Source organism: Sphingobacterium sp. MAE, from assembly GCF_056711605.1.
In genome coordinates, this window is record NZ_CM160044.1 from 777870 (window position 1) to 791546 (window position 13677).

7 protein-coding genes are annotated in these 13677 nt (G+C 35.8%); 1 reads left to right on the forward strand and 6 read right to left on the reverse strand.

Annotation, left to right across the window (positions count from 1 at the left end):
* Positions 1–37: 37 nt before the first annotated feature.
* On the reverse strand, positions 38–2482 hold the full coding sequence (locus AC06G9_RS03400) for an ABC transporter permease (protein WP_480957513.1): 2445 nt from the start codon (positions 2480–2482) through the stop codon (positions 38–40).
* 248 nt (positions 2483–2730) lie between these two features.
* On the reverse strand, positions 2731–2952 hold the full coding sequence (locus AC06G9_RS03405) for a helix-turn-helix domain-containing protein (protein ID WP_248754764.1): 222 nt from the start codon (positions 2950–2952) through the stop codon (positions 2731–2733).
* Between the two features lie 129 nt (positions 2953–3081).
* On the opposite strand from AC06G9_RS03405, the gene AC06G9_RS03410 reads away from it, so the two are divergent.
* The gene (locus tag AC06G9_RS03410; RefSeq protein ID WP_248754763.1) at positions 3082–3750 is read left to right on the forward strand and encodes a hypothetical protein; all 669 of its coding nucleotides are present in this window, start codon (positions 3082–3084) and stop codon (positions 3748–3750) included.
* Between the two features lie 144 nt (positions 3751–3894).
* Here AC06G9_RS03410 and AC06G9_RS03415 read toward each other — a convergent pair whose 3' ends face one another.
* The 4 genes from AC06G9_RS03415 to AC06G9_RS03430 all read right to left on the reverse strand — a co-directional run bounded on the left by AC06G9_RS03415 (position 3895) and on the right by AC06G9_RS03430 (position 13659).
* Positions 3895–6297 (reverse strand): ABC transporter permease, encoded by a 2403-nt coding sequence (locus AC06G9_RS03415; RefSeq protein WP_480957514.1) that lies wholly within the window; start codon positions 6295–6297, stop codon positions 3895–3897.
* Between the two features lie 120 nt (positions 6298–6417).
* Positions 6418–8796 carry an ABC transporter permease gene (locus AC06G9_RS03420; RefSeq protein ID WP_094772109.1) on the reverse strand — a complete coding sequence of 793 codons (2379 nt, stop codon included), beginning with the start codon at positions 8794–8796 and terminating at the stop codon, positions 6418–6420.
* Positions 8797–8835: 39 nt separating this feature from the next.
* A complete protein-coding gene (locus tag AC06G9_RS03425; protein WP_480957515.1) occupies positions 8836–11226 on the reverse strand; it encodes an ABC transporter permease in 2391 nt (796 codons plus the stop codon).
* 72 nt (positions 11227–11298) lie between these two features.
* Positions 11299–13659, reverse strand: a complete 2361-nt coding sequence (locus AC06G9_RS03430; protein ID WP_480957516.1) for an ABC transporter permease — start codon at positions 13657–13659, stop codon at positions 11299–11301.
* Positions 13660–13677 lie beyond the last annotated feature (18 nt).

Here is a 13677-nt window from a genome sequence, read left to right on the forward strand (position 1 = left end):
CTCTCCGTCCAACAGAAGATCCATTAGTTGCGCTTAACTATTCATTTCTTAAGCTATCCACTGGGTTAGTACGGATCACTTTTATTGTTTGGAAACTAATCGTCAATAAGGCGATCAAAATGGCAGATCCTCCAGCAACAATAAAATATACCCAATTGATATTAATTCTGTAATTAAAATCAGCAAGCCATTGGTTCATTGCCCACCAAGCGATTGGTATGGCAATGACAATGGCGACAAACACCAGTTTTATGAAATCCTCTGACAGTAATTTTAACAAGCTCATATGGCTCGCTCCAAGCACTTTTCTAATACCTATTTCTTTAGTCCGCTGTTGAGTAATATAGGTTACCAAACCAAATAAACCCAGTGAAGCGATAAAAATAGCAACTACAGCAAAGCAGGTGAACATATTTTTTGTCCGTTTTACATCTTGATATAAAGCTTCAAAACCTTCATCCATAAAACTGTAATTGATCTTTTGGTTTGGACTAAACTGATTCCAAACCTTGGTGATCGAAGCCAATGTTTCGTCCATGTGTTGAGGCTGTACTTTAATGGACAACAGAGAAGGGCTATCGCGCAACACCAAACCGATAGGAGCAATGCCCTCACCTTTTAAAGATTCAAAAATAAAATCATCGACCACACCTACAATCGTCCAGGTCTCCCCATTTGTGATTTTTGAGCCAATCGGATTTTTTATGCCCAGTTCTGCTATCATTTGTTTATTGACAATGATGCCCATACTATCTGAAGCCATTTCCGGATTAAAATTACGCCCTTCAATCAATTTAATTCCATAAGTGTCAAGATACTCTTCATCTATTCTCCAGAATTGCCCCTGTGTTGCCAAGTCTTGTTCTCGCTTCCCATCCAACCAAAAGGCATTACCATTTCTCTTCGCTCCATCGATCGGAACAGGCAAATAGTCGCCAATAGAAACATGGCTGACAGTAGGAAGGGCGTAAAGTTCACGTTTAAGTGGGCTTAATTTATCGTCGACAGCATTCAATCCACGAAGGACGATCACCTGATCTTTGCTAAACCCCAGATCTTTTTGAAGGATATATTGTATTTGTTGATTACTGATGAGTGCTCCAATAATTAAAATAATGGAGGTCGCAAATTGAAAAATGACCAAACCATTTCTCAGCGAGGGTTTGCGTACGTTACCGATTAATTTATTTTTTAATGCCGCGATAGGTCTAAAACCAGAAAGGTAGAGCGCAGGATAAATACCGGCTACAACACCGATGATAACAGTAGCAAGTACCAATGAAGGAATGAAATACCAGTTGAACCATGGCATCTGAATTGATTTATTAGCGATGTTATTGAAAAGTGGTAATAGCAGATTTGCTAAAAGAACACCTAAGAGTAAAGATAGAAAGCTATAGCTTAATGCTTCGATCATAAATTGACTGATCAAACTATTCCTGCTCGAACCAATAGTCTTACGAATACCTATTTCCTTTGCTCTATTTGTTGCATTAGCAGTTGATAAGTTGACAAAATTAATACCTGCAATCAACAAAATAAAAAAAGCTACCGCAGCAAAAGTCCATACCATACGAATATCACCACGATTCAATGTTGATACGCGATCATCTTCGATGTCTGCTGAATATAGGTGGATATCCAGCGCATTTTGAAGCTTGATTTTAATTTGATTCACGATAGGACCAACTTTTCTTCCAGCTTTGATCAGTTCAGGAATATAATGTCCGGAGATGTAAGTTTTGAAAATTTCTTGCTCTGCGAGGCTGGCATTTGTTTCAGGCTTCAATTTGATATAGATCGTATAATTATTGCTCGTCCATTTCTGCTGTTCACCTGGATAAAATGGTTCACCAGCCAGTGACATGAAAAAACCATAACCAGATAATGTAGAATGGCTAGGGATATCATCGATAACCCCTGTGATGGTGTAACTTTTGGATTTGTCATTGTTTAAATAGATCTGTTGTCCAATAGGATTTCCTTTAAAATATTTAATTGCCTTACTTTTTGTCAGAACCACGGTATTCGGTTTATCTAACGCATGTTGCAATTGACCGTATTGCATAGGAGAGGGAAACATGTCCAATATGGATTGATCGATATAAACAAATCCATCATCATAATGACTTTCAGGCAAACTATTAATAGTCAATTGATTGCTACCTGCACCGAATTGAGGATTAGGAAGCATACGTCCCGAACTTTCTATAGCAGGAATTTCATCTTTTAATGTGGCCGCACCAGGAGCAGAAAGAGATACCCATCGATTGATTTTATTACCTTCTGGTGCCTGAACAACAAGACGATAAACCCTCTCCATAGCAGGGTACAACTTATTGTAACTAGTTTCATGTTTAATATAGAGAACAATCAATAAACAGATAGCAATACCAAAAGCAAATCCACCAATTTTGATACTGGAGTACAATTTATTCTTTGTGATATTCCGCCAAGCGATTTTAAGATTATTTGCAAGCATAACAATTTCATTTTCGATAAATCCTGTCAAATCATGATGAGAAGGAGTCTGTTATCATGAAAACAATTGCATTGCCAAATCTGTATGTTACTGTTGGTTAGTTGCTTATGATTTTTAAGAGCCAAAATTTTGTACGATAACGAACAGTTTACGTTCAATATCGTACAAATGTCTTAATGAGCTATTAATGGAAGAGCTCATATAGCGGCTAAATACAAAACAAAGTATAGTCTATCAAATAGATGAAGTTAAATTGAATCTTTTAGACGTAGGTCTTCACATAATTTAAGCATCATTTCATTCGGATCACTATCAATTGCTAGCGCAATGAGATACATTTCATCTAATCTTAATTTTGCGGTATCATTCATGGTGAGTTCGTTGATTCGTGCTTTACTTAATCCTGTCTTGCGCGCTACCATTGATTTATTGACAGATTTTTTTGCTAGAATTTCTCCAAGTTTTGTCATACAGTATATTTATTTTTCTATTCATGTGTATAGCTAAATATATTAAATGTTGTTATTATATATACAAATATTTTGAATATTGCTAGTTATTCCTTTCTTTTGTATAGAATATCTATATAAATTGTAATTATGAAAAAGAAGCAATCTCCCCCAACAATTCAAGAGTACAAAATTCGGTGTAGTGAAATTGAAATCATCATTTTATACCGCATGATGCTACTCCGTACAGCAAAAAATCTATCTACAGAAGAAGTTTCATTTTTAATGGGAAAAGAAGATGACTTTATTGAAAAAATAGAAAGTTTCAAGATAAAGAGTATTTATGCCCATGATCTCTTCGTGTTTACACAGGTGTTAGATTATAATGCTGGCGTAGTTTATCCTAATTCTGTTGATATTGATCATCAAAAGTTTAATTATAAGATGTTTAAAACTATTTGTAGTGATCGTGTGATTTATGAGCTCAAACAGCTGGATGAAAACAAAGAAGCTTTTAAAACCATTTTTTTGTTAATGGACTCCAGACATGATATTGATAGCTTTAGCAATTCAACCGCTAATGAAATAGAACAATTAAAGAATTTAATGGATAAGCTATTTGAGAAAGGATATTTTACACAAGAAAGACTCGCATATGAAATATTATATAAATGTCAGGATGCAATTGATAGCTCTATAGCTCCTAAAAATCTGAAAGTTGTTTTACAAAATTATGTAGATAATAAGGAAAAATATCATTTGGAACAAAGGATTTCAAGTAAAAAGAATTTTTCTGGCGTTGCTTATTTACAGGTATAACAGTTCACGAAAAGATAGAGAATCGAGCACTGTTTTTAAATTAGGCTCGAAGTCATCTCAAAATCTTAAGCCTTACAAGCACCATATTTATACACCGACTGATAATTGATCGGTGTATACTTTAGTTAGCATCTTATGTTTTTTTTATTCATCTCTCAATTTTTCAATCGGATTAAATCGTGTAGCACGATATATTATACCTATGATCAATGTGCCCAATAATAAAGTTAAAAAACCCAGTGGAAGCAAATACGTGAGTAAGTCAATCTCGATTCGACTGCTATAATTTTGTAACCAGATATGCATAAGTATATAACTAATAGGTATCGTCACTAATAAAGCCAAAACAAAAATCATGTAAAATTCTTTTGAGAAAAGTAAAATTAAATGTGATAGTGAAGCTCCCAGAACTTTGCGTACACCTACTTCTTTATTACGCAAATTTATGGACAATGTAATCAAACCAATTATTCCCAACGATACAATTAAAAGAGCAGCGATGGAAGCGACTTGTGAGGCACGCTGTAACTGGAGTTCTGTCTTGTACAATTTCTGAATACGTTCATCCGTAAATTGATATTGAAACGGAGCATCCGGAAGTAACTCTTTCCATTTTTGTTCTAATGCTGACATAGAAGAACTCAAATTTCCAGCCTTCAACCGGATACTAAAATAACGAAACTGCAATGATTTGTTTATATCTATCCATACAACAGGAGCGGTTTCTTCCAGCATAGAGTTGGGAATAAAATCTGCAGTTACACCCGAAATCGTGACATATTGATGTTCATCATCCAATCCAATCGTTTGTCCGACAGCTTCGTCAGGTTGTTTAAATCCCAACGCAAGCATCGCCTTTCTATTGATCACAATATAAGAAGTCTGATGATCAGCTGTGTTTTTAGATAAAAATGTTCCAGCTAATATTGGAATTTGATACGTTTTTGCAAAATGGTCATCAGACATGATCACTTTCGTATTGACTTCTTTTTCTGTTTTATTGTTTATTAATGTACTGTTATTCCCTCCAATGAATCCAGGGATTTCATAAGAAAGGCTTAGCGATTCGATTTGCGGAAGCCTCTCAAACTCATTTCGAGTAGTCTCCATTTTCTTTAATCCTACTTCACTCCAATCACGAGGTACCTGTACCGTCAATACCGATTCCTTATTATACCCAGAGTTGCCATGTAAAAATAAATCGATCTGTTTGGATATAATAATAGTAGCCATTAAGATAATAATAGCCACAGCAAATTGTATAAAGATTAATACCCGACGAATAACCTGTTTATTGTTATTTTGAGTGAATTTATTTTTTATAGACTCCAATATACCATTGCTTGATAGTTTTATTGCAGGATAGATCCCAGCAAAAAAGCCGACCATACAAGCAAATAGAAATAATAAAATAAAAAATGCAGCAGGAAGAGCTGTCAATGTCGGTAGTTCACGCATAAAGATACCTTCAAACACGGGAGTTAACAATACATACAAAGGAAGGCTCAATATAACAGCAATAATTAGCGTAATCACATATTCAGTAAGTAATTGAGCTATAATCTGTGTACGAGATGAACCCATTACTTTGCGCACCCCCATCTCTTTAAGGCGTGAGAAGTTTTGACTGATCGTGATATTGATGAAATTGATGACAGCCATTAGTAAAACGAAACCTGCAATCCAAAGTAAGGTAGAAATCATTTTACGGATAGCCCCGTTGTTGTCATCTAAAAAGTAGCTTTTTAAAGGTTTTAGATCTGGGGTATAGTTTAAAGAAAATTCCGCATCCATATTCCGCTTTATGAGATCCTGAATAGGAGCATGTAATTGATCAGGAGTAATTCCTTTTTGAAGCTCGATAAAAGAAACGATATAAGGATTGTGCCAGTTGTCGATAGACCTTCCAAAATAAGATTCACTTGCTATAGGTAGAAAGATATCGGATTTCATGGCATCATTTAAGTGCATTACGGAATTCTGTGTATTTTCTATGATTACACCTGTGATCGTGAAAGGCTGCTTATCGCCATTGAAGTTTTTGATTTCCAACGTTTGACCTAAAACATTTAGTTTTCCAAAATATTTTTTAGCGGCTTTTTCGGTGATGACTACACTGAATGGTTTTGTTAATGCAGTTGTTGAATTTCCTTCAAACAATTGGAAGCCGAACATGTCCAATAAGGTAGGATCTCCAACAACTGTACCTTCTTCGAATATCTGCTGACCATGGGAAACAATACAGGTCAATCCATCGATTCGATAGTAATTTGCCACCAATTGAGGATATTCTTCTTTTAAAGCCTTTGGCAAAGCACCAATACTTGTTAATGGTATACCAAAACCTTCTTTTTTATAATTACTTTGTAGTAGGTACTGCTGTTCTTTATGGCGTAGTTGGCTGTTAACTTGATGTACTTCCCAGACATAAGCCCCTACAAGTATGACAAAAGTAATACTACAAATCAAACCCACAAGATTGATTAAACTTTCGTATTTACGCTTTATAATATTACGCCAAGCGATTTTTATATTGTTTTTTAGCATTATCCTGTTTTTTGCCTTCGATATTAGTTGATCTCATTAAAATAGTAACCGCGTCCATCAGATTGGGTTTACGTAGAACATATTTTTCTTACCGCGGATCGTTTTATTCTCATAACACACTTACTCATCCCGCAAACTATCAACAGGATTTGAAAGAGCAGCTTTAATCGTTTGGAAGCTAATGGTGGCTAAACTGATCAAAATAGCCATCAATCCAGCAGCAGCAAAATACTGCCATTGAATTTCTATGCGATAATTATAATCCTGTAACCAATTATCCATAACCCACCATGCTATTGGCGATGCAATAAGGATGGCCATAAGCACTAATTTAATAAAATCAACAGAAAGCAAAGATGTTAATTGTCCAATAGATGCACCCAAGACTTTCCTGACAGCAATTTCTTTCATACGCGTTTCTGCCATATAAGCAATCAAAGCAAATAAACCCAAGCAAGAAATAAAGATGGTCAATACCGCAAAAAGCATAGACAGAGTACCAATAGATTGCGTCTCTTTAAATTTAGCTTCAAAATTTTTATCAATAAACTTATACTCAAAAGGGTAATCCGGATTGAATTTTTTGAAGATATCCGCTACCGTTTTTAAATTATTAACAGTACTATTGTTTGGGTTCAATCGGTAGTGGATATTTGTAAACCAAGATTTAGGACCAAAAATAATCATCGGTAAAGTTTCACCATATGGTGAATCAACGATGAAATCTTTGATTACACCTACTACAGTCCAGTCCTCTCTATCTCCATGGATAACCTGACCAATAGGATTTTGTAATCGCATGCTTTTAACAGCAGTTTCTGTCAATAACATTGCATTACTATCAGTTTTATATTTATAAATATCAATATCTCTACCTGATAAAAGTGTAAATCCTAAATTTTCAACCGCATCAGCATCCGTACTGAAACGATTGAACGATACTTTTTTATCGCTTTCGCTACTTCCAGGCCAGGAAAACCCCATGCCATTGCTATATCGATCAGTCACTGGCGACATATTTTTAGAAACAGAAACAACAGCATTGCTAGCCAGCAATTCGTTACGAAGATTTAAATAATTCTTTTCAAGTTCTCCAGAAATACTGCTCACTAATAACCCATTGTCATCATAACCCCGATCCCGATCTTTAGTATGCTGAATCTGTTGGAATATAATAATCGTTGCTATTGTCAGAATAATAGCAATTGAAAATTGCAAGATAACCAGAATAGAGCGTACGCTTAAGCCCCTTTTATAAGAGTTTAATTTTCCCTTTAACGTTTTTAGCGGTTTAAAAGAGGACAGGAAAAATGCAGGGTAGCTACCTGCCAAAACTCCTGTAATAATCGTGAAAATAATTAAAAATAACCAATTGCTGCCAGAAAGTAGGGAAATATGAAGATTTTTCTCAACTAAATTATTAAATGCCGGAAGAATTAAGATGATACAGCCTACTGCTAGTATCATGGCGGCAAAACTGATTAAAACACTTTCTACAATAAACTGTGCAATCAGACTTTTACGATCAGCACCTACCACCTTTCGAACGCCTACCTCTTTAGCCCTTCGCTCAGAACGAGCAGTACTCAAGTTCATGAAATTGATACAAGCCACCAACAAGATAAACGAGCCAATCCAAGTAAATAAATGCACCAATTGAATGCGACCAGCAGTATAAGCGCCATTAACACTTTTGTTGTACAAATAGGCATCTTGATAAGGGAATGCAAAGATTTCATTTGTCGACCTGATTTCATTATTGCCCACATTAATATGATTTTGACTAACAAGCCTTATTTTGTTGTTAAAGGCTTCTAATGGTGTTGTCTCCCGTAGCAGAACATATGTTTCGATGGAGTTGTTCTGCCAGTTTTCATCCGTATAGCCAATTTTTTTAGCATATTCCCATGACAGCAAATAGTCAAATTGCATACTGGTGTTATTGGGTAGATCTTGTAATACAGCATCCACTGTCACTAAGTTTACAGAATCTATTTTGATGGTTTTGCCCACAGGATCAGAGTTTCCAAATAAAGTCTCAGCAAACTTTTGTGTCAAAACAACGGAATTTGCATTTTGAAGCAATTTATTTTTATTACCCTTGACTATAGGAAAGCTAAACATATCAAAAAAACCAGGATCAACAAATGCGACTTGAGATACGATTTTTTTATTGTTATAGGTCGTTAGAAAATTATTAAATTGATCATAACGCGTGAATTTTTCAATATCTGGAAAATCTTTTTTCAACGTAGGCCCCATAATTTTTGGTGTATTCACCCAAGCCCACATCTGTCCCTGATTCATATCCCGATTACTGATCACGTACAGTCTATCACCCTTCATATGAAAGCGATCCATACTCAGCATATTTTGTAACCAAAGTGCTATCAGTAAAGCCCCTGCCATACCAATGGCCAATCCAATGATATTGATGCTTGAAAAAGCTTTATTTTTTAGCAAATTACGCCAAGCGATTTTAATATAGTTATTGATCATTGTTATTTTATCAAGAGGTGTCTATTCAAAATGACTATTTTATTCATCTCGTAAGCATTCAACAGGATTGATAATTGCTGCACGTATAGTTTGGTAGCTTATCGTTAAAAAAGCAATTGTTAACGCGACACATCCAGCAAATACAAATACCCACCAATCCAGTTCAATATGATATGCAAAATTATCCATCCATTTGTACATCGCCAACCAACCAAAAGGAACACTGATCAGTAAAGCAAATACGACTAATTTTAGAAAATCAAAACTTAATAACTTAACGATTTTTAATACAGACGCACCCAATACTTTACGGATACCGATCTCTTTGATCCGTTGTTGAACCGTATAAGTCGAAAGAGCAAATAAGCCCATACACGCAATGGTAATGGTAATAAATGAAAACAGTTGCATCGCTTTGGTAGTCTGTTGATCTTGGAGGTAAAGTTGATTATAGTCATCATTAAGAAAGTGATATTCATAGGTGTTTTTCGGATCAATTTCTTTCACGATCGTTTTTACTTGATTGATAGCATCCTGCATCGGAACTTGTGCATTAAGCTTGATGAATATATTTCCAAAATAATCATACTCGGGGAAGAGGACAACAGGGCTAATCTCATTATGCAGTGAGGTGAAATTGAAGCTTTGAACAACTTGTTTAATAGAACCTTTACGACCATTTAAATTTATTCTCTTACCGACAGCCTCTTTAGGGCTCCAGCCCAGCGCTGATGCCGTTAACGTATTGATAATAAAACTATTTTCAGGAGATACGGTATCTCTTGCTCTTAATATGTCCGTATCCGAAAGAGGCGAGCCAGCAACTGATTTAATATTAAATAACGATACAAAGTCTTTTTCAATCGGGATAGCCGTTACATTAATAGAAAAATCCGTCGGTTGCCCTTCCACATCACTGATGCTGTAACCCCCTTGAATATTTACAGGACTGTCGTAGGAAGCAGTCATTCCTTTCACACTATTTAATTGGCTCAACTTATCCTTCAATAATTGACGTTCTTTGTCCATCCAGCCCCGTCCATCAATCACCAATATATCAGAGCGATCCAATCCAGTATTTTTAGATTGAATAAATTCCATTTGTCTACTTGCAAATAGAGTACAAATGATAAAAAATATAGAAATACAAAATTGGAAAGCAATCAGTATTTTACTCAGCGATATTCCAGTTCGCTTTTCACTCAGTTTACTCTTAAAGATTGAAATCGGTTTTAAGCTAGAAATTGAGTAAGCTGGCCATCCGCCAGCAAGTATTGATAAGGCAATAAAGAATGTCGATAAGGATAGATAAACAGCAGGTTTGTCCCATATATTAATGCTGATATCTACCCCCATAAAATGACTAAAAACCGGCAAAAGAAGAAAAGTTGCCAATATACTCAGCAATAAGGAAATTAAAATCATCACACTGCATTCCAATAAAAATTGGAAAAAAATGTTTTGACTGCCGGCTCCCAACACTTTCTTTACGCCGATCTCTTTTTTGCGCTCTATAGCATGTGCAAGGATTAAATTTGTAAAATTAATGCAGGTCAAGACAATTAGCGCAATACCTAAGGCTCCTAGTATGTAGACATAGAGTATATTTCCAGTACCTGATGTTTTTGAGTGCAGATGAATGTCGGTTAATTTTTCTATTTGGAAACCAAATTGATAACCTTGTTTAATAGCATCATTAAACTTATTCTTGACCAGATTATCCAGCTTAAGTTGAACTGATGGGAAGCTCATCTTATTGGCCAATAAGGCTATGGTGATATCATTAGCAGAAGTCCAGGATGATTCTTTGTAACGAGCTAAACCCTGATTAGATAAGATTGCAGAAAATTGCAACTGCGTATTGCTCGGTAGATCCTGTATAACTCCAGTCACTTTCCAATTCACCTTATCAATGACCAAAGTTTTGTTCGTGGCAGGTTCATTCGGAAAATATTTTTTAGCCAAACTCTCCGTAAGCACAATTTGATTCGGACCTTCGAGTACATGTTTTTTACTTCCTTCGATAAATTGGTAATCCAATATTTCAAACAAATTATGGTCTGCATAGTAAAGCTTATTTTCTTTCAAAGATTGGTCATCAATATCAATTAATCCCGCTTGAGTGTAAGCATATAAGCGGCTCGCTTGCTCTACCTCAGGAAACTCTGATTGTAGGACCTGTTGTAATCCAGTGGGCGTTGTGCCCGATGAGACCAATTCAGAACTATTTGGAGATTTGTAAGATAAACTAAAATAAGCAAGCCGATCAGCATGAGAGAAAAAGCGTTCATAACTGGATTCGTAATAGATATAAGTAGCTAATAGAAGAAAGCAGGTTATTCCCATTGTTAACCCAGACATATTGAGTAATGAAAAGCCCTTATTCTTCCGAATATTACGCCATGCTATTTTGATATGATTCTTGATCATTATTTTATGCTTTTAAATTCTTGTATTTTGTAAACTAGCCCATGCAGATTTGTTGATAAATTTTCGATTAGATTACTCATCTCTCAATGTTTTTACAGGATTTGTATTCGCAGCTCTAATCGCTTGTGTACTGACCGTTAATATCGCAATCGTTAATGCCGCAATACCAGCGACTGCAAAGATCCACCACTGAATTTCGATGCGGTAAGAAAAATCTTCTAACCATTTATTCATGGTCCACCAAGCAATAGGTGAAGCAAGCAGAATCGCTATAAGTACCAGTTTTACAAAATCTCGCGACAGCATAGCTGTTATACCTGTTACAGAAGCACCCAATACTTTACGAATACCGATCTCTTTTGTTCTTAATTCAGCAATATACGACGCTAGTCCAAGTAAGCCTAGACAAGATATAAAAATGGCCAATCCAGAGAAAATAAGTGCCAACTGAGCAGTTTGCTGCTGTTCTTTAAACTTGGTCGCAAATTGCTGATCAACAAATTTATATTCAAAAGGATAAGCTGGATTAAATTTTTTGAGTATCTCCTCCATTTGTTTCAAGTTATGGTCTATTGGCAAAGATGGGTTAGTACGAACGACCATATTTAACATCCACTCTTTAGCAGGGTAAATGAGAAGAGGGGTAACAGGACTGTAGGGAGAATCATTAATGTAATCATTAATGACCCCTACTATCGTAAATGTGTTGCTTCCCCATTTCAGGATGCTACCAATAGGATTTTTCAATTTCATTTCTTTGATAGCAGCCTCGTTCACCAGCACCGATAGACTATCGGAAGCCAACCGTTCAAAGTCGATGTCACGACCTTCCAGTACCTTTAAGCCAAGAGTTTTAACAAAATCACTTTCTGCCTTACCAATATTGAATACGATTTTCTTTCCTTGTTCAGGAGTTGCCCCTTCCCATGAAAAATTACCACTTGAGTTTGACGCATTTCGGGTTATCGACCACCCCGTACGGGTTACAGCATGCGCAATATTTTTATTGATCAATTCAGATTTAATGACTTTATAATTTTTTGTCATATCACCTTCCATAGGAATTTCGATCAGTTGCGAAGGAGAATAGCCGATATCACGTTTTCCAGCGTATTCAATTTGGCTACGGACAATCAAGGTTGCAATAATTAAGATAAGCGCAATTCCAAATTGGAATACGACTAATACTTCCCGAAAATTTAAAGCTAGTTTTTTAGATTTTCCAAATACTTTGAGAGATCTTATAGGCTTAAATGAGGATAGTACAAATGCAGGGTATAAGCCTGCAAACACTCCAGTTAACAGGATAAATCCAACTAATGAGACCCAGATTATTGGATCTGTAATGGAGAAAACTAACGGTTTATCTAGGATTTTATTAAAAAAAGGAAGTGCCAAGAAAGTTAATCCGATCGACAGAATTCCCGCAATGAATGAAAGCAATACCGATTCCGTCAAAAATTGGGCAATTAAACTACTGCGTTGCGCACCCACCACTTTTCGTACCGCTACTTCTTTGGCTCGTTTTTGGCTACGAGCAGTGCTGAGATTAACGAAATTGATGCAAGCGATCAATAGAATCAAAAATCCCAAACCAGCCACCAATTTAACTTGATCAATTTTACCACCAACTGGTACACCCTGTTCAAATTTTGAATACAAGTGCATTTTAGATAGCGGATATAAAAATAGGGAACCTTTTAACTCGTTATTTGTCTTTTTTGCAATGATATTTTTTAGTTTTTTATTAAAGGCCTCCACATCTGTACCATCTTTAAGTTGGATGTAGGTCATGAATGTACTTGTATTCCAGTTTGGAGAGTAATTATCCGCCTTAGTTAGGGGAATCAAATAGTTAAAATCAAAATCGGTATTGCTTGGCAAATCGGCAATAATTCCAGATACTTGATAAGGTTCCTTATTGTCCAGTATAAGGGTTTTATTTAAAGGATCCGTATCGCCAAATATTTTCTTGGAGAGGCTTTCTGTTAAGATGATGTTTTGTGGACCAGAGAGAACTTGACTGCGATTACCCTTTAAAAGTTTAAAATCAAACATCTCCATAAAAGAAGGATCAACCTCCGTGCCTTTAGACTTAATTTTATTCTCATCAAAAGATAATAATCTATCCACATTCCAATACACACGTGCCGCATGCTCTACCTCAGGGTATTCAGCTTTTAAAGTAACCGATGCCGGGCCTGAAGTGATATTACTCATGCCGATTTGACCTACATCTTCATATTTATTCCAAACACGATATAAGTTGTCTTTGTTACTATAGAAATTGTCAAATTGTGATTGATTCTGTACCCAAATAGCAATCATCAAAACAGCCGCCATTCCAATAGCTAATCCGATAATGTTAATGGTTGCATATCCCTTACTTTTCAGTAGATTTCTCCAAGCGATTTTGAAATTGTTCCGTATCATGGTATTGTACTTTAGGCT